The sequence below is a fragment of the Herbidospora yilanensis genome, from assembly GCF_001570565.1.
GTDB classification, from domain to species: Bacteria; Actinomycetota; Actinomycetes; order Streptosporangiales; family Streptosporangiaceae; genus Herbidospora; species Herbidospora yilanensis.
On record NZ_BBXE01000013.1, the window covers coordinates 710118 to 731688 of the forward strand.

Here is a 21571-nt window from a genome sequence, read left to right on the forward strand (position 1 = left end):
TTCTGACAGCTCAGACCCATTGGGCGTACAGCTTCTATATAGAACTACGGCCCCCACCCCGGAATGGGGTGAGGGCCGTAGAACGGCAACCGTTATTAGTGACCGTGCCCGTGGCCGTGACCCGCGCCGGCGGCGGCGGGGGCCTCCTCCTCGGGCTTGTCGACGACGAGCGCCTCGGTCGTCAGCAGCATGCCGGCGATGGACGCGGCGTTCTGCACGGCCGACCGGGTGACCTTGACGGGGTCGATGACGCCCTGGGCGACCAGGTCGCCGTACTCGCCGGTGGCGGCGTTGAGGCCGTGGCCCACGGGGAGCTCGGTGACCTTGGAGGTCACGACGTAGCCTTCGAGGCCGGCGTTCTCGGCGATCCAGCGGGCCGGCTCGACCAGAGCCTTGCGGACGACGGCGACACCGGTCGCCTCGTCGCCCGACAGGCCGAGGTTGTCGAGTTCGGCGGCCACGTGGACCAGCGCCGAGCCGCCGCCGGAGACGATGCCCTCTTCGATCGCGGCGCGGGTGGCCGAGATCGCGTCCTCCAGGCGGTGCTTCTTCTCCTTCAGCTCGACCTCGGTGGCCGCGCCGACCTTGAGCACGCACACGCCGCCCGACAGCTTCGCGAGGCGCTCCTGGAGCTTCTCGCGGTCCCAGTCGGAGTCGGACTGCTCGATGGCGAGCTTGATCTCCTTGACGCGGTCGGCGATGGCCGAGCCCTCACCGGCGCCGTCGACGATGGTCGTGGCGTCCTTGGTGATGACGACGCGGCGGGCCGTGCCGAGCACCTCCAGGCCGACGTGCTCCAGCTTGAGGCCGATCTCCTCGGAGACGACCTGCGCGCCGGTCAGGATCGCGATGTCCTGCAGCATGGCCTTGCGGCGGTCGCCGAAGCCGGGGGCCTTGACGGCGACCGAGGTGAAGGTGCCGCGGATCTTGTTGGTGACCAGGACGGCCAGGGCCTCGCCCTCGACGTCTTCGGCGATCACGAACAGGGCCTTCTTCGTCTGGGCGACCTTCTCCAGCAGCGGGAGGAAGTCGGCCAGGGAGGCGATCTTGCCCTGGGTCAGGAGGATGTAGGGGTCGTCGAGGACGGCCTCCATGCGCTCCTGGTCGGTGACCATGTAGGCCGACAGGTAGCCCTTGTCGAACTGGAGGCCCTCGGTGAACTCGAGCTCCAGGCCGAGCGCGTTGCTCTCCTCGACGGTGATGACACCGTCCTTGCCGACCTTGTCGAACGCCTCGGCGATCAGCTCGCCGATCTTGGCGTCCTGGGCGGAGATCGTCGCGACGTGGGCGATCTCCTTCTTGTCCTCGACGTGACGCGCGGAGGACAGCAGCTTCTCGCTGACGGCCTTCGCGGCCAGGTCGATGCCGCGCTTGAGCGACAGCGGCTGGGCGCCGGCGGCCACGTTGCGCAGGCCCTCGCGGACCATGGCCTGGGCCAGCACGGTCGCCGTGGTGGTGCCGTCACCCGCGACGTCGTTGGTCTTGGTGGCGACTTCCTTGGCGAGCTGGGCGCCCAGGTTCTCGTAAGGCTTGTCGAGCTCGACCTCACGAGCGATGGTCACGCCGTCGTTGGTGATCGTCGGCGCGCCGAACTTCTTGTCGATGACCACGTTGCGGCCACGCGGGCCGAGGGTCACCTTGACCGCGTCGGCGAGGGCGTTCACGCCACGCTCAAGAGCGCGGCGGGCGTCCTCGTCGAACGACAGGGTCTTGGGCATTTAACAAGTCCTCTCAGCGTCGAAGACCCCGGGCGCTCGTCGCGCCCGGGGTCTTCTCACGGCTTACTTCTCGATGATGGCGAGCACGTCACGGGCGGAGAGCACGAGGTACTCCTCGCCGCCGTACTTGACCTCGGTGCCGCCGTACTTGCTGTAGAGGACGACGTCGCCCTCGTTGACGTCGAGCGGAACCCGCTTGCTGCCGGACTCGTCCCAGTTGCCGGGGCCCACCGCGAGGACCTTGCCCTCCTGGGGCTTCTCCTTCGCGGTGTCCGGGATGACCAGGCCGGAGGCGGTGGTCTGCTCGGCCTCAAGCGGCTGGACCACGATGCGGTCGCCGAGCGGCTTAACGGGAACCTTGGTGGCGGTCGTCACGATCGGACCTCCCCTTCAGATTGCGATGAATGAGCTGAAGAGGCGACCAGCGGCCTGCCGTCGCGGGTGTCAGACCTATCTGCGTCGCATTGGCACTCTCACTAGGCGAGTGCCAACACGACACAGTATGCACCTTCCCCGAGCACGTCAACACGAGCGGGACCGCACCTCAGGCGAGTGTTGACAGCCGGTGGCCCCAGTCGTTCATTGATCTCGCCCTCGCTTGTGCCACCAATCGAAGGGATGGGCAATGCGCAGATTGTTGACGGCCCTCACGGGCCTCCTGCTCACGGCGGGTCTCCTGACCACACCCGCCCACGCGGAGTCGAACGGCGGCGTGCGGGTCATGCCGCTGGGAGACAGCATCACCGACGGGTTCAACGTCCCCGGCGGCTACCGCGTCAATCTATGGCAGCGAATGGTCCAGGCAGGTCACACGGTCGACTTCGTCGGCTCGGGGTTCAACGGGCCGGCGAGCCTGGGCGACCACGACCACGAGGGCCACTCGGGCTGGCGGATCGACCAAATCGACGCCCAGATCGTGGGCTGGCTCCAGGCGTACGGCCCCCGGACGATCCTGCTGCACATCGGCACCAACGACATGGGCCAGCAGTTCCAGGTGTCCACGGCGCCCGCGCGGCTGTCGGCCCTGATCGACAAGATCCGGGCCAACGCCCCTCAGGTCGAGCTGTTCGTCGCACAGATCACGCCGTCCGCCGATCCCGCCTTCAACGCGCGGATCCAGACCTTCAACGCCGCGATCCCCGGCATCGTGGCCTCCAAGGGCCCGCTGACTCACCTCGTCGACATGAACACCGGCTTCACCACCGCCGACCTGGCCGACGGCCTCCACCCCAACCAGACCGGCTACGACAAGATGGCCGCCCGCTGGTGGACCGCCCTCCAGTCGGTCCCCGGCAGCCTCGTGCCCACGGCCTCCACCACGGTCAACCTGGTCAACGGCGCGAGCAACCGCTGCATGGACGTCAACGGCGCCAGCCAGGCCCAGGGCGCCCAGATCATCACGTGGGACTGCCACACCAACCCCAACCAGCGCTGGACCCGCACCGCGGCCGGCGAGTACCGCGTCTACGACGGGACCCGCTGCCTGGACGTCAACGGCAACGGCTCCGCCAACGGCACCAAGATCCAGATCTGGCCCTGCAACGGCAGCCCGGCGCAGCGCTTCAGCCACAACGCCAACGGCTCGATCACGGCGGCGGGCTCCGGCAAGTGCCTGCACTCCACCGGCACCGGCAACGGCGCCCTGGTGGAACTCCGCGACTGCGACGGCACCACGGCCCAGCGCTGGACCACGCGATAGCCGACCAGTGAGCGGCGGGCGCTAGCGTCTCCGTGTGGACCTGGAGAGCTTCGCCCGCCTGCTCACTCCCGGCGGCCAGACGGCCCTGGCCGAGGCCGGCGCGACGCTGGCCTCGGGCGCGGGCCAGGTCGAGGCCGTGACCACGCTGCGCCGGCGCTTCGACGCCGACCTGGTCTCCGCCGCGCTCACCCAGGCGGGCCTGCGCCGCCGCGCGGTCGCCAAGTTCGGCCCCGACGCCGAGGTGATGTATTTCACCCCCCACGGCCTGGAGCAGGCCACCCGCCCCGAGGTCGCCGAACACCGCGCCCGGCGGCTGGCGGGCCGGTCGGTGGCCGACGCCTGCTGCGGCATCGGCGGCGACCTGATCGCCCAGGCCCGTGCGGGCTGCGCGGTCGACGCGGTCGACCTCGACCCCCTGACCGTGGCCGTGGCGACGGCGAACGCCCACGCTCTGGGCGTAGACGCGGAGGTCCGCGTCGCCGACGCCGCGAAGCTCGACCCGTCGGCCTACGACGCCCTGTTCGCCGACCCCGCCCGCAGGACCACGAAGGGCCGTGTCTTCGACCCCGCCGCCTATTCGCCGAGCTGGGAGGTGATCCTCGACCTGATCTCCCGGGCCCGCACCGCGTGCCTGAAGGTGGCCCCCGGCATCCCCTACGAGTACATCCCCGAGGGCATGGAGGCCGAATGGGTCTCGTTCCGGGGCGAGGTCAAGGAGGCGGTCCTCTGGTCCGGCGCCGAGGGGCGCCGGGCGACCCTGTTGCCGTACGGCGAGACGATGACGGCCCGCGGCGTCGAGGCCGACGTCGCCCCCATCGGGCGCTACCTGTACGAACCCGACGGCGCGGCGGTCCGCGCCCACCTGGTCGGCGAGGTCGCCGAGCTCGTCGGGGGCTGGCTGATCGACCCCCAGATCGCCTACCTGTCCGCCGACGACCACGTGCCCACGCCGTGGGCGGCCGGCTATCTCGTCGAGGAGGTCATGCCGTTCTCGCTGAAGAGGCTCAGGGCCGCGCTGCGGGAGCGCGGGGTCGGCGCGGTCACGATCAAGAAGCGCGGTTCGGCGGTCGACGTGGAGAAGCTCCGTCACGATCTGCGACTGTCCGGGGACAGGTCGGCGGTCGTCGTGCTGACCCGTCTCGGCACCCGTCCCGTGGCCGTGCTGGCCTCGGAAATGGGCAGGTAAAGCCGCCAGTCCGGGCAATCCATCGGGAACCCCGATGTTTCCCTGTCCCCGGGAAAGTGGCAGCGCCGAGGGTTATCGTTCGGTGACATTACGTGTTCACGTCTTCCTCTTGATCCGGAGCTCCTCGGTGGAAAACCACACCCTCCTTCAAGCGGGCGGTCAGGCCGCAGTGTCCGACCGGATGCGCGAGCTGCTGGCCCGCGCGGCCCAGGACCATGTCTACGAGCAGCGCACCCAAGGGGCGGTGCTCGACGAGATCCGCCAGCGCATGGAGGGCATGGAATGGCTGCTCCGCGAGGTCCGCGAGCGCGAGCTCGGCGGCATCAGCGCGACCATGGAGGCGGTCGGCGGCCGCCTCGAGGACCTGACGGGCCGCCCGCCCGCCTGGGCCGAGGGCCTGGCCCAGCACATCGAGATGGTCCGTGACCACGTCGACACCGTCGGCGAGAAGGTCACCCCCATCGGCGAGCTCCCCAGCCTGTGGGCCGACGTCGGCACGATGGGCGAGAGCGTCGAGGAGTCCCTCACCCGGCTGGCCTCGGTCACCGACCGCCTCACCCAGATGCAGACCGGCATGGAGGCGGCCGCCGCCCGCTTCAGCCGCATCGACAAGGCCGTCACCGACCTCACCGAGCGCCTCGACCGCCTGGAGGCCGACTTCACCGAGTCCCTCACCACCGGCCTCGACAACGTGGTCACCCGCCTGACCGCGACCCTCGATCAGATCGCGACCCGCATCTCCGGCGTCGAGGGCCAGCAGTCGGCCAGCAACGCCCGCCTGAGCGCCATCAGCGAGGCCCAGTCGGGCGCCAAGGCCCAGTTCCACGCCCTGGAGGGCCAGGTCGCGGGGGTGACCGCCCGCCTCGACCGCATCGACGCCCGCATCGAGACGGCCGACGAGTGCCTGGCCGACATCGACACCCGCGTGACGGGCGTCGAGGCCAAGCTCACCGAGAACGGCGAGAAGCTCGACGGCACCGACCGCGCCGTCAGCGCCCTCGACGAGCGCCTGGGCGCCTGCGTGGGCGACTCGGAGAGCCGCCTGAGCTCGAAGGTCGAGGCCCTGGAAGAGCAGCTCGGCGAACGCTTCGACGGCGTCGACGACCGTGTCGAGTCGATCAACCAGCGGCTCGGCCAGCTCCCCGCGACCCTGGAGATCGGCGAACTCCACCGTCTGGTCGGCGAGATCGCCCCGCTGGTCGAGACCCGCCCCGACCGCGAGGCGGTCCGCGAGGCCCTGTCGACCACGGTGGAGCCCGCCCACACCGACCTGACCAGAAGGCTGGGGGCGCTGGAGGAAACGATGCTGGCGCTGGCTGAGGCCCTCCTGAGGCCAACCAGGGGCTCCAAGGACTGACAACGCCTCATACGCGAGAAGGGCCGGGCCACTTCGGTGGCCCGGCCCTTCTCGCGTCGCGAAGCGGTCAGACGCTGACCGTGGTGACGGGCATCGACGAGTCGGCCGGGATGTCGAGCAGCGAGGGCGTCGCCCCCGCCGCGACCAGGTTGGACCCCAGAGCGGCCACCATCGCCCCGTTGTCGGTGCAGAGCCCCGGCCGGGGCACCCGCAGCCGGACCCCGGCCGCGTCGCAGCGCTCCTGGGCCAGCGCCCGCAGCCGCGAGTTGGCCGCCACGCCGCCGCCGATCAGCAGGTCTTCCACGCCGTGCGCGCGGCACGCCTGGAGCGCCTTCCTGGTCAGCACGTCGACCACGGCCTCCTGGAACGAGGCCGCCACGTCGGACACCGACACGGAGTCGCCCTGCTTCTCCACATATCGGGCCACGGCCGTCTTCAGGCCGGAGAACGAGAAGTCGAGCGTGCCGTCGTCGACCTTGCCCCGGGGGAACGGGATCGCGTCGCCGCGCCCCTCGCGGGCGGCCCGGTCGATGTGGGGGCCGCCGGGGAACGGCAGCCCGAGAACCCGGGCGACCTTGTCGAACGCCTCGCCGGCGGCGTCGTCGACGGTCGAACCGAGGGAGATCACCTCCCGGGTCACGTCGGGCACCAGCAGCAGGGACGAGTGGCCGCCCGACACCAGCAGGGCCATGCACGGCTCGGGCAGCGGCCCGTGTTCGAGCTGGTCGACCGCCACGTGGGCGGCGAGGTGGTTGACCCCGTAGAGGGGCACGCCGAGACCGACCGAATAGGCCTTGGCGGCGGCCACGCCGACCAGCAGCGCGCCGGCCAGGCCGGGGCCCGCCGTGACGGCGATGGCGTCGATGTCGGAGAACTTCAGGCCCGCCTTCGCCAGGGCGCTGTCGACCGTGGGGGCCATCGCGTCGAGGTGGGCCCGGGAGGCCACCTCGGGGACGACTCCCCCGAAGCGGGCGTGTTCGTCCATGCTGGAGGCGATCGTGTCGGCCAGCAGGGTGTGGCCGCGTACGATGCCGACGCCCGTCTCATCGCAGGACGTCTCGATTCCCAGGACGATCGGCTCGTCAGCCATCGAGTTTCCTCACCATCGTGATCGCGTCGGTTCCGTCGTCGTAGTAGCCCCGCCGGAGGCCGAGCTGGTGGAAGCCGAACCGTTCGTACATGGCCTGGGCGGGGGCGTTGTCGGCCCGGACCTCGAGGAAGACCGCGGAGGCCCCGCGGCGGCCGGCCTCGTCGAGCAGGGCGTTGAGCATCAGGGCGCCGACCCCGGCCCGCCGGTGTTCGGCCAGGACGGCGATGGTCTGCACGTCGCCCTGGTCGCCCGCCACGGCCAGGCCGGCGTAGCCCACGATCCGGCCGTCGCGTTCGGCCACGATGTAGTGGCGGGTGCGGGGCTGGTCGGCGAGCTCGCCGAGCATCATGCGCTCGCTCCACGCGTCGGCGGGGAACGTGGCGCGTTCGAGCTCCATGACGGCCGGCAGGTCGTCGACGCCCATGCCGCGCAGCGTCACCACGCTCACGCCGTCACCTTCTTGGGCGCCCCCGGGATCTGCGCGTCGGGGCGCCGCAGGTAGATCGGCACGGGCGGTCCTAGGATGGCCCGGTTCTGGGCGGCCTCGACCGAGTCGATGCGCCCCTCGGGCAGCTTGGCCGCCGCGGCGGCCTCCTCGGGCGACAACCGGCCCAGTTCGACGGCGGCCAGCGCGGCCAGCGCCCCGGCCGACGGGTGTTCGGGACCGGTCACGCCGTCGAGGTGGAGCCGGGCGCCCACGACCGTGCCGCGCGCCGGCACGTCGGCGGGCTTGTCGACCCGGGGGCCGTCGAGCCGGGTCGAGCCGTCGGCGTAGGTCGCCCAGAAGAGTTCCTTGCGGCGCGCGTCGGTGATCACCGTGAACGGGCCGGGCACCCCGGCGGCGTAGGCGATGGCGTCGAGGGTGCAGATGCCGTAGGCGGGCACCCCGAGCGTCGTCGACAACGCCCGCGCCGTGATCAGGCCGACCCGCAGCCCGGTGTAGGGCCCGGGACCCGCCCCCGCCACGACGGCGGTGACGTCGTGGACGGTCACGCCCGCTTCACGCAGGACGGTCTCGATCGCCGGCGCGAGCAGTTCCCCGTGGCGCCGGGCGTCGATGGTGGTGGATTCCGCCAGCACGCGTGTTCCGTCGTGCACCGCGGCGGTCACGGCAGGGGTCGCCGTGTCGAAGGCCAGGACCAGCACAAAAAGCAAGCCTAGCCCTACAGGGCGTGTGCTCAGGTGCGGGAGGCGTACACGATGACGTTGTCCTTGTACTCGTGGGCGTCCCAGTCGAACTGCCCGCCGCAGGTGATCAGGCGCAGGCCCTCGCCGAGGTAGACCTTCTCGGCGGGGAAGGACTCCTTGGGGATCTGCTCGATCGCGTCGACCTTGTAGGAGACCGTCTTCCCGTCGGACCTGACGACCTTGACGGCCGCGCCCTTCTTCAGCTCCCGGAGCCGGTAGAAGACGGCGGGCGCGGTCTTGGTGTCGACGTGGCCGATGATCACGGCCGCGCCCTCGTCGCCGGGCACGGAACTGCCCTCGTACCACCCGGCGATCTTGGGTTTCTCGTACGGCGGCAGCTCGACCTCCCCGTCGCCGGTGAGGCCGAGCTTGATCAGCGGCGCCTTCATCCGCAGCACGGGGATGTCGATGCGTTCGGGCACCGCGCTGCTGCGCGCGCCCTCGACCTCGGCCGTGTCGGGCTTGGTCATCGCGAACAGGACGAACCCCGAGACGATCGCCGCGACGACCATCCGGGTGGAGACGGCCAAGGCGTCAGCCCCGGGCGCGCCTGCGGGCCACCGCGATGCCGAGACCGGCCGCGGCCAGCAGCCCGACGGCGAACGGAGCGACCGGGATGCCCGACTCGTCGGCGGGACCGCCGGCGGCCGTGCCGCCGCCGCCCGCGCCGGGCGCCTTGGTCGGGAAACGCGTCTCGTCGGCGGTGTTGCCGCTGCGCAGCACCTGGAGACGGGCGTTGCCGGTGTCGTTGGTGGCCGAGCAGCGCACCTCGACGCGGTAGCCACCGGCCTTCGCGCTGGCCTTGAGCACGGCCACGCCGGTCAGCCGGGGCGCGGGGGCCGGGGACGGCGCGGGCGTCTCGGCCGCCGGGGCCAGCAGGCTCACGATGCCGGTGAACGCGTCGGAGTGGGCGCTGGCCTGGTAGCTGGTGCCCGGCAGCGCGGGCGGGCAGTAGGCGGTGATCCGGATGTTGCGGGACTGCCCACCCTGGATCTCGTCGGGGTTGAGCGTGACCCGGACCTCCTGCCGGGGCGGGACGCTCGCCGTGACCGTCGGCACCGGTGGCGTCACCGTGATGGACGGCTCCGGGACGATGCCCGCCTCCGCAGAACAGCCGGCGACTCCGAGTAGCAGCACCCCGGCCAACGCGGCCTTCGATAACGCGTTCATCGGCCCCACCCCTCCCACCGCCGACCATTACCCAGAAAATCTAGGCCAATCCATTAGTAAAGATCTTCATTTTCTAACGAATCGGCGGCGGTGTGGAAGGCTCCAAGCGGGACCGTACTAGATCGTCCCTGCGGGAATATCGGACCAACGATCACCAACACCCCGAAGCAGGACATACCTACTCTCGTCGGTGTCGTCCCGGTCGATCACGATCTCAAGGCGCTCGTCCGACAGACCCTCGACGAGGCCCTCGCCCCACTCGACCACGGTGACCGAGTCGGCCAGCGAGGCGTCGAGGTCGAGGTCGTCGACCTCCAGCGCGCCGCCCAGGCGGTAGGCGTCGGCGTGGACGAGGGCCGGGCCCCCGGACAACGACGGATGCACCCGGGCGATCACGAAGGTCGGGGAGGTGATCGGGCCGCGTACCTTCAGGCCCTCGCCTATCCCCTGGGTGAGAGTCGTCTTCCCCGCTCCCAGCGGGCCGGTCAGCACGACCAGATCGCCCGCGCGCAGCAGCCCGGCGATCTTCACGCCGAGTGAGCGCATGTCCTCGGCCGTGGCCGCAGGCTCCTTCACCTGTCCCCCAGTTCCGCCCGGTCGATCAGGTCGATCAGGGCATCGTTCACGATTCCCGGACACTCGAGCTGCACCAGGTGGGAACTGTCGGTCACCATGGTCAGCGTCGCCGTCGGCACGGCCGCCGCGATCGCCCTGCTGTGCTCGGGCGGGGTCAGCCAGTCGCGGTCGCCGACGATGATCGACGTGGGCACCTTGTTGAGCACGTCGAGCGCCTTCAGCTTGTCATGGGACATGAGCGCCGGGTAGAAACCGGCGATCACGTCGGCGGGCGTGGCCCGGATCATCGACTCGGCGAAGTCGACCAGGGTCGGGCTGACCCGGCCGGAGTCGCCGAAGCCGAGGTGGCGCAGCAGCAGGAACGCGATGTCGTTCCCGGCCTGACGCCCCCGGTCGACCAGCGCGGCCTTCTTCTTCATGACCGCGACGGCCGTCGGCGTGGCCTTGTGGACCAGCTTGGCCGCCAGCGCGGGCAGGCCCAGGCTGAGCTCGGCCAGCTTACCCGCGGAGGTCGAGATGAGCGCGACGCCCTTGACCTTGTCGCCGAACAACTCGGGCCGGCGGTCGGCCAGCGCCATGATGGTCATGCCGCCCATGGAATGGCCGACCAGCACGCACGGCCCCGGCACCAGGTCGTCGATCACCTGCGCGAGGTCTTCGCCCAGCCGGTCGATCGACTGGTCGACGTCGACCACCCGCTCCGACCGGCCGTGGCAGCGCTGGTCCCAGACGACCACACGGTATTTCTCGCGCAGCAGCCGCCACTGGTAGTGCCAGGAGTCGGAGGTCAGGCAGTAGCCGTGGCAGAGCACGATGGTCAGCGGGGCGTCGGGCGGCCCGTCGACCTCGGCGGTGATGGTGAGGTTGTCGGAGGTGACGACCTGGGCGGTCGTGCCGTGGAGTTCGCCGAAGGGTTCGCTGGCCTCCAGGTCGGGCCGCAACCGGATGCGGCCCACGGCGTAGCGCTTGGCCAGGGCGGCCACCGCCACCCCCGCGGAGGCCGCGCCGACCACGATCCCCGCGATGCCGGCTGTGCGCCGTACTGTCATTCCCGATCTCCTTGCCGCACGTGCACACGTGGCACCCGGGTGCCGATCCTGGTCACGATCTCATGAGTGATCGTGCCGAGGGAATCGGCCCATTCCTGACATGTGGGTTCATTTCTATCGCCTGGGCCGAAAAGGACAACTTCGTCCCCTTCTGTGGCGGGGTGGTCACCCAGGTCGATGGTGAACTGATCCATGCAGACGCGTCCGGCGATGGTGAAGCGTTGGTCGTTGACGAGGACTTGGGCACGGTTGGTGGCGTTTCGCATGATTCCGTCCGCGTACCCGAGCGGAACCAGGCCAAGCGTCGTGTCCCTGCCGGTGACGTAGAGGTGGCCGTAGGAGACCCCCGTGCCCTTCGGGACCTTCTTGACGAGGGCGAGCCTGGCCGTGAGGGTCATGGCGGGCCGCAGGCCGAAGCCGCCCATCTCGGGGATCGGGCTCAGCCCGTAGAGGGCGATGCCGGGCCTGACCAGGTCGTAGCGGGCCTGGGGCAGGGTGACGATCGCGGCGGAGTTGGCGATGTGCCGCCGGACGCCCGGCAGGCTTCCGGCCGCCTCGTCGAAGGCGGCCAGTTGCCTGTCGATGGACGGATGGCCGGGGATGTCGGCGCAGGCGAAGTGGGACCAGACCCCGTCGACCACGATCACGCCCTCGGCCTGCGCCTTCAGGGCCGCGTCGACCAGGTCGGGCCAGGCCTCCGCGGTCGCCCCGCCCCGGGAGATGCCCGTGTCGACCTTGAGGTGGACGTTCACCGTCCTTCCGGTACGCCGTGCGGCGGCCGCGATCTCGTCGATCAGCCACGGCGCTCCGGCCGAGAGGTCGACGCCCTTGGCCACGGCTTCGTCGAGCGGCTCCCCCGGCGGGATCAGCCAGGCCAGCACCGGCGCGACGACCCCGGCGTCTCTGAGGGCGACGGCCTCGCGGACCGTGGCGACCCCCAGCCCGGACGCCCCGCCCTCCAGGGCCGCCATCGCGCACGGCACCAGACCGTGGCCGTAGGCGTCGGCCTTGACCGCCGCCAGCATCTCGGCCCCGCCGGCGGCCTCCTTGAGGAGGGCGGCGTTGTGACGGATGGCCGAAAGGTCGACCGTGGCCTCGGCAGGAGTGACGAAGCTGCTGCTCATGCCTCCATATTTGCAGCCGTCCGGAGGTGCCGGATCACATCCGGCAACGAGATGGCCACATCGAGTGCGGCGATCGGCCCGCCCTCGGCGGCCTTCCGGGCGGCCAGGCCGTGGAGGAAAGCGGCCACGCTCCCGGCGTCGTAGGGGGCCAGTCCGGCGGCCAGCAGCGTCCCCGAGATGCCGGACAGGACGTCGCCGGTGCCCGCCGTGGCCAGCCAGGGGGTGCCGGTCATGTTCACCCTGACCGGCCGGCCCCGCTCGGCGATCACCGTGGTCGACCCCTTGAGCAGAACCGTCACCTGGAGTTCCTCGACCGCCCTGCGGACGTGCTCGATCCGTCTGGCCTCGATGTCCTTCGGGTCGGCGCCCAGGATCCGGCCCAGCTCACCGGCGTGCGGAGTGATCAGCGTGGGGGCCTGGCGGTGCAGCAGCTCGGGGTTCTTCGCGACGATGGTGAGCGCGTCGGCGTCCACGATCACCGGCAGGCCGGTGGCGAGCACCTCGGCGGCGATCCGCTGGGCACGCTCGTCGGTGCCCATGCCGGGGCCGAGCACCCACGCCTGGACCCGCCCGGCCTCCTCGACCGGATCCTCCCTCAACATGGTCGTCACGGCCTCGGGCCACCGGGCCCTGACCTGGTGGACGGCGTCTTCCGGCCCGGCGAACCGGACCATCCCCGCCCCCGACCTGACGGCCCCGCCCACCGCGAGGACGGCCGCCCCCGCGAACCGATCGCTCCCGGCCAGGACGCCGACGACGCCCCGGCGGTACTTGTCCGACTCGAACCCCGGCACCGGCAGCAGCCCGGCCACGTCCGCGGCGGTCAGCGCGGTGATCTCCGGCTCCGGCAGGTGGCCGGTCAGCCCGATGTCGACCAGTTCGACGATCCCGGCCCGTTGGGCTCCCGGGTCGACGAGCAGCCCGGCCTTCCGCGCCCCGAACGTGACGGTGACCTGGGCCTTCACCGCCTCTCCCGGGACCTCGCCGGTGCCGGAGTCGACCCCGCTCGGCAGGTCGACGGCCACCACCATGGCCCCCGACTCCGCGGCGATCCGGGCGAGCGTGGCATAGGGCTCCCGCAGACCGCCCTTGCCGCCGATCCCGAGCAGCCCGTCGAGGATCAGATCGGGCACGCCGACCTCTCCGGCCTCGATCACCCGCCCACCGGCCCTCTTCAGGGCCGCGAGGCCGCCTTCATGGGTCCTGCTCCCCGCGAGCACCGCCTCGACCCGGGCGCCCCGCGCGGCGAGCCGCGCCCCGGCGTAGAGGGTGTCCCCGCCGTTGTCCCCGCCTCCGACGAGCAGGACGACCCGGGAGCCGTAGACGCCCGGCAGGAGCCGCGCGCAGACGGCGGCGAGCCCGGCGGCGGCACGCTGCATGAGCTCGCCGTCGGGCACGAGGGCCATCAGGGCGTGCTCGGCCTGCCTGACCTGATCGCTGGTGAAAGCAGTCCACATGATGACGACGCTATCCCGGGGCCTCCTGCGATCACCCACCCCGTATGGCGAAATTCCGGGCGTCGCGGCGCTTCGCCTGAGCGGCGATCCGGGGACGAGCGGCGATCAGCCCTCGGCGATCACGTAGGCGACCGCGAAGCCCCCGTCGTGGCTGAGCGACAGGTGCCACCTGCGCACTCCGAGTTCCCCGGCGACCTCTCCGGCCCGGCCGCTGACCGTCAGCACCGGCCGGCCGTGGTCGCCGACGACGACCTCGGCCTCGCGGTGGGCCAGGCCGGGCGGGCCGCCCAGCGACTTCGCCACCGCCTCCTTGGCGGCGAAGCGGGCCGCCAGGGAGGCCACCGGGACCTCGCGGCCCGCGTCGGCGAAGGTCTCGCCGCAGAGTTCGTCTCCGGCGTGGCCGGTGCACAGGGCACCGGCCTGGCCGGAGACCAGCCCGGTCGAGACCGAGCGGCCCTGGAGTTCGACCTCGGTGAAGAGGCGTTCGCGCAGGGCGGGCCGGCGTTCCAGGGTGGCCGCGAACCGCGCGACGTCCACCAGGTCGACCCCGATACCGACGATCACTCGTCCCCCGTGAGTGAGAGCACACGTAGCCGCTGACCGGCCCACAACACCGATCCCACCACGACGATGACCATGGCCGGGACGGCGAAGCTCAGCGCCACCTCCGACTTCAGGAAGGCCGAGGTCGTCACCTGGTCGGCGATCGACTGGGCCCACTGCTGGATGGAGAAACGCCGGGCTCCGGGCACATACCCCCCGATGAGGCCTTCCCACACCAGCGCGTAGATCACGCCGATGGTGACGGCGTGCCGGGAGACGACTCCGAGGAGGAGGAACACGGCGGCGTAGGCGATCCCGGCGAACAGGGCGCCCAGGGCGAAACCGCTGGCGATCCCCGACTCGGTGCCGATCAGGATGTAGGCCGCCGCATAGGTCGGGATCACCGAGAAGCCCACCATCAGCGAGGCCGCGACGACGAACTTGGTGAACGCGATCACCGGACGGGAGATCGGCTTCGACAACAGGTGGATGATCGTGCCGTCTTCGATCTCGGGCGCGATCACGCCGGTTCCGGCGATGAGGCCCAGCAGGGGCAACATCGTGCCGATGGCGAAGGTGGTCATGAGCCGCACCGCGACGCTCTCGTCGCCGCCCCCGATGAAGCGGAACAGGAGGGCGAACGCGATCAGCGCGATGGGCAGCAGGGCCAGCAGCCAGATCCGCTTGCGGCCCAGCATGGCCCGGTAGGTGATGGACGCGACGACGGTGTTCATGATCGGCCGCTCAGGTAGGAGAAGACGCTTTCCAGGTCTTCGTCGGTCGGGGACACCTGCCACAGGCGCACGCCCAGGTCGCGGGCGAGCCTCGGGAGCTGGTGGGTGAAGCGCCGGAAGTCGACGGTGCGGACCTCCAGGCCCTGCGGCGTGAACGACACCCCGCCCGACGCGGTGTCGGCGATCAGCGCCGCCGCCAGCCGGCGGTCGTCGGAGGAGCGCACCCGGAACAGGTGGGGCCGGTCTGTCATCCGCCGCCGGATCTCCCGGTAGTCGCCGGAGGCGGCGTGCCGCCCGGCGACCATGACCTCGATCTGCTGGGCGACCCGTTCGACCTCTTCGAGGATGTGGGAGCTGAACACGATGGTCTTGCCGGCCGCGCCGAGGTCGCGGACCAGGTCCATCAGATGGAGCCGCTGGCGCGGGTCCATGCCGTTGAACGGCTCGTCGAGCAGCAGCACCGAGGGTTCGTGGACGAGCGCCCCGGCGACCTTGATGCGCTGCCGCATGCCCTTGGAGTAGGTCTCGATCCGCCGATCCTGGGCGGCGGCCATGTCGACCTGGGCGATGGCCCGGTCGGCCGCGTCGATCCCGAGGCCGTGGAGGCGGGCGGCCGACTGCACGAACTGCCGGCCCGTGAGGAAGCCGTAGACGCCCTCCTTCTCGGGCACCAGGCCGATCGTGCGGTAGACGTCCTGGTTCTTCCAGATCGGCTTGGCGTCGAGGGTGGCCGTGCCGCCCGACGGCTGGAGGAAACCGGCCATCAGGTGCAGCAGGGTCGACTTCCCGGCGCCGTTGGGGCCGAGGAGGCCGGTCACGCCGGGGCCGATCGTCATCGTCACGTCGTTTACCGCGACGACGTCACCGTACCAGCGGCTGACCTGCCGGATCTCGATCACGCTCATGCGGTCAGCGCCTTCCGGTAACGGGCGTAGAGGCCGGTCACGGCCAAAGCCACCACGGCGAGGAGGATCAGCGCCGGACCCGCCCCGGACGGGAAGGGGAGACCCTCGGTGGGCTGGGTCCCGAACAGATTGCTCTGAACGGCGTTGACCAGGAAGAACGGGTTGAGCAGGATGCTCCACGAGGACGCGTCGCGGTAGCCCTCGCTCTCCAGCACCCCGGTGAGCACCGCCGAGGCGGCCAGCGTGAACATGTAGAACGCGATCACCGAGGCGACCCCGAGCCCCCGGCGCGGCGTGAACGACGCCAGCGTCAGCCCGATCGCCGTCAGCAGCACCGCGTTGAGCAGCGAACCGCCGAGCGCGGCCAGGTATTCGTGGGTGTGCAGCGGCATCGGCAGGTCGATCAGCAACTCGCCGGCGAACTGCACGGTGAGCGGCACGACCATCAGGATCAGCAGCGCCGCGATCATCGCCACGAGCTTGGCCCCGATGTAGTCGACGATCGTGATGGGCCGCGACAGGTAGAGCGGGATCACCCGGTGGCGCAGGTCGGGCGCCACGAGCACGGGCGACTGCGCGGCCAGGAAGATCGCGATGACCGGCTGCATGAAGACCGCGTAGTCGGTGTAGCCCATCGGCACCTGCTTCAGCAGCGCCATGATCGTGATCGACACCACGGCCGGCAACATCATGGTCCCGAACAGCAGGAACGGCATGATCTTCGACTTGAACGTGCGGCCGAGCCCGAAGGCGCCGCGCAGGCTGTGCACACCGAGGGCGACGGCGGCGGCGCCCCGCCCGAGCCGGGGCCCGTCGTAGTGGCGGTAACCGATGTCGTGGATGACGCCGGTGGGCTGGCTCATCGAAACACATCCTCAATGCGGGCGTGGCGCTGCTCCAGGCGGACCAGGTTGAGATCGAGGTCGACGACCGCGTCTCTGAGCAGGTCGTAGGTCTCGTCGGCGCGCACCTGCACCGTCAGGGAGCGGCCCTCGACGACGACGGTCTCGCCCGTCTCGGTCAACCGGGCGGCCAGCTTCTCCAGGCCCTCCTCGACCTCCACGGAGATCACCTGCGAGGCCTGGGTGAGCTCGCCGATCGCCGAGGAGCGCAGCAGCCGCCCGGCGTCGATGACGATCACGTGGTCGCAGATGCGTTCGAGCTCGCCCAGCAGGTGGGAGCAGACCAGGACGCTGATGCCGAACTCGGTGCCGATCCGGTGGACCAGGCGCAGCATCTCGTCGCGGCCCTGGGGGTCGAGGCCGTTGGTCGGCTCGTCGAGGAAGATCACCTTGGGGTCGTGGACGAGCGCCTGGGCCAGCTTGACCCGCTGCTTCATGCCGGTCGAGTAGCCCCCGATCGGCCGGTAGCGCTCCTCCTGGAGCCCGACGTGGCGCAGCGTGTCGGCGGCCCGTTCACGGGCGGCGATGCGCGGCAGGCCGGACATCCGGGCCATGTGGACGATGAACTCGGTGGCGGACTGGTCGGGCGGCAGGCAGTCGTGTTCCGGCATGTAACCGACGGAACGCCTGATCTCCTGCCCCTGCGTGACCGGGTCGAGGCCGAGCACCCGGGCCGAGCCCTCGCTCGCCGGGACCAGCCCGAGAAGGATCTTGATCAGCGTGGACTTGCCCGCGCCGTTGGCGCCCACCAGCCCCGTCACCCCGGTGCCGACGTCGACCGTGAGCTGGTCGAGCGCGGTGACCCGGGGATATCGCTTGGTGAGCGCCTCGGTGGCGAGGATGGTCATGATCGGGACAGTACCCCTTCACCTGTCGACGGGTCGTCGCCCATAAGAACGAGTCATCGGTCAGACCGTGGTCGCGGACCGACGCGTTCGCCGTACTTCCCCCAGAGGAGCCGCTGGACCATGAGGGTGAGGGTGCCCGCGATGACCATGCCGAGGATGTTCACCCCGAGTTGCAGCCCGGCGTGGCCCACCTCGGCCCACTCGCCGAGGGCGACCGCGACGGCGGCGTATCCGGCGGCCGGCACGGTGGTGACCGAGATGAACACACCGACCAGCGACGACGACTTCCCGGCCGTGATCGACAACACCCCCGCCACCCCGGCCAGCAGGGCCACGATGAACGACCACCGGTCGGGCTTGACGATGAAGTTCACCTCTTCGGTGTTCCCATCGGCGATCATGGCCGGTTCGATCCAGCCGAGCCCCCGGGCCACCAGCGCGCACGCCAGCGTGACCGCGATGGCGGCGGCGAACCCGATGACCAGGTTGCGGACCGCGGCCCCGATCAGCCCGTACTCCCGTTGCATGAGCCCGAAGCAGACGGCCGCGATCGGCCCGAACTCCGGCCCGAGCACCATCGCCCCCACGATCAGGATCGGCGAGTTGAGCAGCACCCCGATCGCGGCGAGTTGCGCGGCGATGGCGAGGAAGACGATGAACGCCCACGTCATGCGGCTGTCGTCGGCCACCCGCGCGGCGAGTTCCTCCCACACCACCGCGTCGTCGCTCTCACCGGGCGCCTCCTCACGGGCCCGGTCGGCGGCCTCGGAGATGGCGAGGTCGATCTTCTCGACGGCGATCGACCCGCTGGTCTCGATCCCGAGCCCGCGCAGGCTCTCGATGACCCCGTTGGCGGCCTCCCGGGCGACGTCGAACTCGACGAGATCACCCTCGGGAGAACGCGCCACGCCAGGGAGAACCACGAGGTTGGTGACCCCCGTCGCCTCCGCCAGGCACCCCATGACCGCGTCGGTGGCAGGGGCGGGGCTGATGACCCGAATATGCAGCACCCGACCGATTATGGCCGCAGCCGTCGAACGCGGTTTCGCATCTCGCGGAACCTGTGGAAAACCCGCACGAGAAGAGGGGACACCGGCTTACCCGCGCATATCCGGCGTCCCCGCGCGGCGACGACGGGGTTCAGATCCGGCGCAACCGGATCCTCCTGATCGAGTGGTCGGGCCCCTTCTGCAGGATGAGTCCCGCCCGCCCCCGCGTGGGGGCGATGTTCTCCACGAGGTTGCGCTCGTTGATGTCGCGCCACACGTTGCGCGCGAAGACGGTCGCCTCGTCCTCCGACAACTCGGCGATGTGCCTGAAGTAGGACTTCGGGTCGGCGAAGGCGGTGCGCCGGAGCTTGTGGAAACGGTCGACGTACCAGCCGCGGATGTCTTCCACGCGGGCGTCGACGTAGATCGAGAAGTCGAAGTAGTCGTTGACCGCCAGCGCCGTGGGCGGCGCGGGCTGCAGGACGTTCAGGCCTTCGACGATCAGGATGTCGGGCCGCTTGACCACCTGCCGCGCGCCCGGCACGACGTCGTATTCGAGGTGGGAGTAGACCGGGGCGTGGACCTCGGGCATGCCGCGCTTGACGTCGGCCACGAACTTGACCAGGGCCCGGCGGTCGTAGCTCTCGGGGAAGCCCTTGCGGTGCATGATGTCGCGCTCGGCGAGGACCGCGTTCGGGTAGAGGAAGCTGTCGGTGGTGATCAGGTCGACGCGCGGGTGCTCGGGCCAGCGGGCGAGCAGGGTGTGGAGCAGGCGCGCCGTCGTCGACTTGCCGACCGCGACGCTGCCGGCGATGCCCAGGATGTAGGGCGGCGGGGCGGCGTCGTCGCCGAGGAAGGTGCTGACGGCGGCCCCGCGCTGCCGGGCGCCGGTGAAGTGGAGGTTCAGGAGCCGGGTCAGCGGCAGGTAGATATCGGTCACCTCGGCCAGATCGATGGGGTCGTCGACCCCCCTGAGCTCTTCGAGCTCGGCCTCGGTGAGCGTCATCGGCGTGTTGCGCCGCAGCTCGCCCCACTGGGCCCGGCTCAGCTCGACGTACGCGTCCCGATCCGCCACGACGCCCAACCCTACCCCGATCTTGACCGCCGGTGGAGTTTCCAGGACTGGTGAAATGGAATGTTCTGTCCCATACGTGATTGGGGGCGAACTATGTGCGGGATCGTCGGATACGTGGGATCACGTCTCGCCATCGACGTCGTCGTCGACGGCCTGGCCCGGTTGGAGTACCGGGGCTACGACTCGGCGGGGATCGCCCTGGTCAACGGGAAGCTGAGCGTACAGAAGAGGGCCGGGAAACTCGCCAATCTCCGGGCCGCTCTGGCCGAGACCTCGCTCGTCGAGGCCACCGTCGGGATCGGCCACACCCGCTGGGCCACCCACGGGGCCCCGACCGACCAGAACGCCCACCCGCACACCGACTGTCCCGCGCAGGTCGCCGTCATCCACAACGGGATCATCGAGAACTTCGCCGCCCTCAGGGCCGACCTGGCCGGGAAAGGGCACATCCTGGCCTCCGACACCGACACGGAGGTCGTCGCCCACCTCATCGAGGACGAACGGGCCACCGGCGCGGGCCTCGCCGAGGCCATGCGCCGCGTCTGCCGGCGGCTGGAGGGCGCGTTCACCCTGCTCGCGGTGGACACCGCCGAGCCCGACCTGGTCGTCGGGGCCCGCCGCAACTCGCCGCTGGTCGTCGGACGGGGCGTCGGGGAGAACTTCCTCGGCTCCGACGTGTCCGCCTTCATCGCGCACACCCGCCGCGCCATCGAACTGGGCCAGGACCAGGTGGTCGAACTGCGTGCCCACGACGTGACGATCACCGACTTCGACGGCATCCCGGTCTCCTGCCGCGAGTTCGTCGTCGACTGGGACGCCACGGCCGCCGAGAAGGGCGGCCACGACCATTTCATGCTCAAGGAGATCGCCGAGCAGCCCCGGGCGGTCGCCGACACGCTGCTGGGCCGGGTCGACGAACAGGGCCGCCTGCGCCTCGACGAGGTCAGGCTGCCGCTCGGCACGGTCGACAAGATGGTCATCGTGGCCTGCGGCACCAGCTACCACGCCGGGCTGATCGCCAAGCACGCGGTCGAACGCTGGGCCGGGTTGCCCTGCGAGGTCGAACTGGCCAGCGAGTTCCGCTACCGCGACCCGATCCTGAGCTCCGGCACGCTGATCGTGGTGATCTCCCAGTCGGGCGAGACCATGGACACCCTGATGGCGCTGCGGCACGCCCGCGAACAGGGCTCGGCCGTCCTGGCCATCTGCAACGTGAACGGCTCGACCATCCCGCGCGAGGCCGACGCGGTGATCTACACCCACGCCGGGCCGGAGATCGCGGTCGCCTCGACGAAGGCGTTCCTGACCCAGCTCGTCGCCTGCTACCTGATGGCCCTCTACCTGGCACAACGCCGCCGGACCCTACCCGAGGAGGAGATCGCCGGCATCCTCGCCCGCCTGTCGAAGGCCCCCGCCGACGTGGAGGCGGTGCTGGCCACCGTCGAGCCGGTACGCGAACTCGCCCGCACCCTGAAGAACCGGCGCTGCGTGTTGTTCCTCGGACGCCACGTCGGCTACCCCGTCGCCATGGAGGGCGCGCTGAAACTCAAGGAGCTGGCGTACATGCACGCCGAGGGCTTCGCGGCCGGGGAGCTGAAACACGGCCCGATCGCCCTGATCGAGGAGGGCCTGCCGGTCGTCGTGGTGGTCCCGTCGCCGAAAGGCGAACCGACCCTGCACGGCAAGATCGTCTCCAACATCCAGGAGATCCGCGCCCGCGGCGCGATGACCGTCGTGGTCTGCGAGGACGGCGACACGGCCGTCGAACCCTACGCCGACGCCCTGATCCGCGTCCCGGCCGTGCCGACGCTCCTCCAGCCGCTGGTCACGACGGTCCCGCTCCAGGTGTTCGCGTGCGAACTGGCCACCGCCAAGGGCCTGGACGTCGACCAGCCCCGCAATCTCGCCAAGTCCGTGACGGTCGAATGAGATTAATGTGACATGAACGAAGAGTGACCAGG

The 21571-nt window shown here is 70.6% G+C and carries 22 protein-coding genes; 4 read left to right on the forward strand and 18 right to left on the reverse strand.

Features of this window, described 5'->3' with window-relative positions; translation table 11 throughout:
• Positions 1 to 95: 95 nt before the first annotated feature.
• Both groL and groES read right to left on the reverse strand, forming a co-directional pair.
• Entirely contained in the window at positions 96 to 1718 is a 1623-nt protein-coding gene (gene groL, locus AW273_RS03285; RefSeq protein WP_062344986.1) for a chaperonin GroEL, read from the reverse strand.
• Positions 1719 to 1781: 63 nt separating this feature from the next.
• Positions 1782 to 2093: a co-chaperone GroES gene (gene groES, locus AW273_RS03290; RefSeq protein WP_030451443.1), complete on the reverse strand. Its 312-nt coding sequence runs from the start codon at positions 2091 to 2093 to the stop codon at positions 1782 to 1784.
• A 250-nt stretch (positions 2094 to 2343) separates the two neighbouring features.
• On the opposite strand from groES, the gene AW273_RS03295 reads away from it, so the two are divergent.
• The 3 genes from AW273_RS03295 to AW273_RS03305 all read left to right on the forward strand — a co-directional run bounded on the left by AW273_RS03295 (position 2344) and on the right by AW273_RS03305 (position 5960).
• The gene (locus tag AW273_RS03295; protein ID WP_062344988.1) at positions 2344 to 3417 is read left to right on the forward strand and encodes a ricin-type beta-trefoil lectin domain protein; all 1074 of its coding nucleotides are present in this window, start codon (positions 2344 to 2346) and stop codon (positions 3415 to 3417) included.
• Positions 3418 to 3451: 34 nt separating this feature from the next.
• Positions 3452 to 4603, forward strand: a complete 1152-nt coding sequence (locus AW273_RS03300; RefSeq protein ID WP_062344990.1) for a class I SAM-dependent methyltransferase — start codon at positions 3452 to 3454, stop codon at positions 4601 to 4603.
• A 181-nt stretch (positions 4604 to 4784) separates the two neighbouring features.
• Positions 4785 to 5960 (forward strand): coiled-coil domain-containing protein, encoded by a 1176-nt coding sequence (locus AW273_RS03305; protein ID WP_157555536.1) that lies wholly within the window; start codon positions 4785 to 4787, stop codon positions 5958 to 5960.
• A 67-nt stretch (positions 5961 to 6027) separates the two neighbouring features.
• Here the strand turns inward: AW273_RS03305 and tsaD are convergent, their stop codons facing one another.
• From tsaD to coaA, 16 genes are all read right to left on the reverse strand, one after another.
• Positions 6028 to 7050, reverse strand: coding sequence for a tRNA (adenosine(37)-N6)-threonylcarbamoyltransferase complex transferase subunit TsaD (gene tsaD / locus AW273_RS03310; RefSeq protein ID WP_062344994.1), 1023 nt, complete (start codon positions 7048 to 7050; stop codon positions 6028 to 6030).
• The gene (rimI, locus tag AW273_RS03315; RefSeq protein ID WP_062345442.1) at positions 7043 to 7474 is read right to left on the reverse strand and encodes a ribosomal protein S18-alanine N-acetyltransferase; all 432 of its coding nucleotides are present in this window, start codon (positions 7472 to 7474) and stop codon (positions 7043 to 7045) included. Before rimI ends, tsaD begins: the two co-directional genes overlap by 8 nt.
• Before the next feature lie 20 nt (positions 7475 to 7494).
• Positions 7495 to 8196 carry a tRNA (adenosine(37)-N6)-threonylcarbamoyltransferase complex dimerization subunit type 1 TsaB gene (gene tsaB, locus AW273_RS03320; protein WP_062344996.1) on the reverse strand — a complete coding sequence of 234 codons (702 nt, stop codon included), beginning with the start codon at positions 8194 to 8196 and terminating at the stop codon, positions 7495 to 7497.
• Between the two features lie 32 nt (positions 8197 to 8228).
• Positions 8229 to 8768, reverse strand: a complete 540-nt coding sequence (locus AW273_RS03325) for a class F sortase (RefSeq protein WP_062344997.1) — start codon at positions 8766 to 8768, stop codon at positions 8229 to 8231.
• 4 nt (positions 8769 to 8772) lie between these two features.
• Entirely contained in the window at positions 8773 to 9408 is a 636-nt protein-coding gene (locus tag AW273_RS03330) for a hypothetical protein (RefSeq protein WP_062345000.1), read from the reverse strand.
• A gap of 117 nt (positions 9409 to 9525) precedes the next feature.
• On the reverse strand, positions 9526 to 9954 hold the full coding sequence (gene tsaE / locus AW273_RS03335; RefSeq protein ID WP_062345444.1) for a tRNA (adenosine(37)-N6)-threonylcarbamoyltransferase complex ATPase subunit type 1 TsaE: 429 nt from the start codon (positions 9952 to 9954) through the stop codon (positions 9526 to 9528).
• 26 nt (positions 9955 to 9980) lie between these two features.
• The gene (locus tag AW273_RS03340; protein ID WP_062345003.1) at positions 9981 to 11033 is read right to left on the reverse strand and encodes an alpha/beta fold hydrolase; all 1053 of its coding nucleotides are present in this window, start codon (positions 11031 to 11033) and stop codon (positions 9981 to 9983) included.
• Positions 11030 to 12157, reverse strand: a complete 1128-nt coding sequence (gene alr, locus AW273_RS03345) for an alanine racemase (protein WP_062345005.1) — start codon at positions 12155 to 12157, stop codon at positions 11030 to 11032. Before alr ends, AW273_RS03340 begins: the two co-directional genes overlap by 4 nt.
• Complete coding sequence (locus AW273_RS03350) at positions 12154 to 13614, reverse strand: bifunctional ADP-dependent NAD(P)H-hydrate dehydratase/NAD(P)H-hydrate epimerase (RefSeq protein ID WP_062345007.1); 1461 nt, start codon at positions 13612 to 13614, stop codon at positions 12154 to 12156. The genes alr and AW273_RS03350 overlap by 4 nt, the downstream gene beginning before the upstream one ends.
• 105 nt (positions 13615 to 13719) lie before the next feature.
• Positions 13720 to 14178 (reverse strand): holo-ACP synthase, encoded by a 459-nt coding sequence (locus tag AW273_RS03355; RefSeq protein WP_062345010.1) that lies wholly within the window; start codon positions 14176 to 14178, stop codon positions 13720 to 13722.
• Entirely contained in the window at positions 14175 to 14891 is a 717-nt protein-coding gene (locus AW273_RS03360; protein ID WP_062345012.1) for an ABC transporter permease, read from the reverse strand. Before AW273_RS03360 ends, AW273_RS03355 begins: the two co-directional genes overlap by 4 nt.
• A complete protein-coding gene (locus AW273_RS03365) occupies positions 14888 to 15796 on the reverse strand; it encodes an ABC transporter ATP-binding protein (RefSeq protein ID WP_062345014.1) in 909 nt (302 codons plus the stop codon). Before AW273_RS03365 ends, AW273_RS03360 begins: the two co-directional genes overlap by 4 nt.
• The gene (locus tag AW273_RS03370) at positions 15793 to 16659 is read right to left on the reverse strand and encodes an ABC transporter permease subunit (protein WP_062345015.1); all 867 of its coding nucleotides are present in this window, start codon (positions 16657 to 16659) and stop codon (positions 15793 to 15795) included. Before AW273_RS03370 ends, AW273_RS03365 begins: the two co-directional genes overlap by 4 nt.
• Positions 16656 to 17546: an ABC transporter ATP-binding protein gene (locus AW273_RS03375; RefSeq protein ID WP_062345016.1), complete on the reverse strand. Its 891-nt coding sequence runs from the start codon at positions 17544 to 17546 to the stop codon at positions 16656 to 16658. The genes AW273_RS03370 and AW273_RS03375 overlap by 4 nt, the downstream gene beginning before the upstream one ends.
• A 53-nt stretch (positions 17547 to 17599) precedes the next feature.
• Entirely contained in the window at positions 17600 to 18556 is a 957-nt protein-coding gene (locus AW273_RS03380; protein ID WP_062345017.1) for a DUF389 domain-containing protein, read from the reverse strand.
• 130 nt (positions 18557 to 18686) lie between these two features.
• Positions 18687 to 19610 (reverse strand): type I pantothenate kinase, encoded by a 924-nt coding sequence (gene coaA, locus AW273_RS03385; protein ID WP_083949503.1) that lies wholly within the window; start codon positions 19608 to 19610, stop codon positions 18687 to 18689.
• 93 nt (positions 19611 to 19703) lie between these two features.
• Between coaA and glmS the strand changes: the two genes are divergently transcribed.
• On the forward strand, positions 19704 to 21539 hold the full coding sequence (gene glmS, locus AW273_RS03390; protein WP_062345018.1) for a glutamine--fructose-6-phosphate transaminase (isomerizing): 1836 nt from the start codon (positions 19704 to 19706) through the stop codon (positions 21537 to 21539).
• Positions 21540 to 21571 lie beyond the last annotated feature (32 nt).

Coding starts and splice junctions, on each gene's coding strand:
- AW273_RS03365 (WP_062345014.1), bottom strand. CDS start 15,796: ATGAGCGTGATCGAGATCCGGCAGGTCAGCCGCTGGTACGGTGACGTC.
- AW273_RS03340 (WP_062345003.1), bottom strand. CDS start 11,033: ATGACAGTACGGCGCACAGCCGGCATCGCGGGGATCGTGGTCGGCGCG.
- AW273_RS03305 (WP_157555536.1), top strand. CDS start 4,785: ATGCGCGAGCTGCTGGCCCGCGCGGCCCAGGACCATGTCTACGAGCAG.
- AW273_RS03330 (WP_062345000.1), bottom strand. CDS start 9,408: ATGAACGCGTTATCGAAGGCCGCGTTGGCCGGGGTGCTGCTACTCGGA.
- AW273_RS03360 (WP_062345012.1), bottom strand. CDS start 14,891: ATGAACACCGTCGTCGCGTCCATCACCTACCGGGCCATGCTGGGCCGC.
- alr (WP_062345005.1), bottom strand. CDS start 12,157: ATGAGCAGCAGCTTCGTCACTCCTGCCGAGGCCACGGTCGACCTTTCG.
- groL (WP_062344986.1), bottom strand. CDS start 1,718: ATGCCCAAGACCCTGTCGTTCGACGAGGACGCCCGCCGCGCTCTTGAG.
- rimI (WP_062345442.1), bottom strand. CDS start 7,474: ATGGGCGTCGACGACCTGCCGGCCGTCATGGAGCTCGAACGCGCCACG.
- AW273_RS03295 (WP_062344988.1), top strand. CDS start 2,344: ATGCGCAGATTGTTGACGGCCCTCACGGGCCTCCTGCTCACGGCGGGT.
- AW273_RS03375 (WP_062345016.1), bottom strand. CDS start 17,546: ATGACCATCCTCGCCACCGAGGCGCTCACCAAGCGATATCCCCGGGTC.
- AW273_RS03370 (WP_062345015.1), bottom strand. CDS start 16,659: ATGAGCCAGCCCACCGGCGTCATCCACGACATCGGTTACCGCCACTAC.
- glmS (WP_062345018.1), top strand. CDS start 19,704: ATGTGCGGGATCGTCGGATACGTGGGATCACGTCTCGCCATCGACGTC.
- tsaE (WP_062345444.1), bottom strand. CDS start 9,954: ATGCGCTCACTCGGCGTGAAGATCGCCGGGCTGCTGCGCGCGGGCGAT.
- AW273_RS03350 (WP_062345007.1), bottom strand. CDS start 13,614: ATGTGGACTGCTTTCACCAGCGATCAGGTCAGGCAGGCCGAGCACGCC.
- tsaD (WP_062344994.1), bottom strand. CDS start 7,050: ATGGCTGACGAGCCGATCGTCCTGGGAATCGAGACGTCCTGCGATGAG.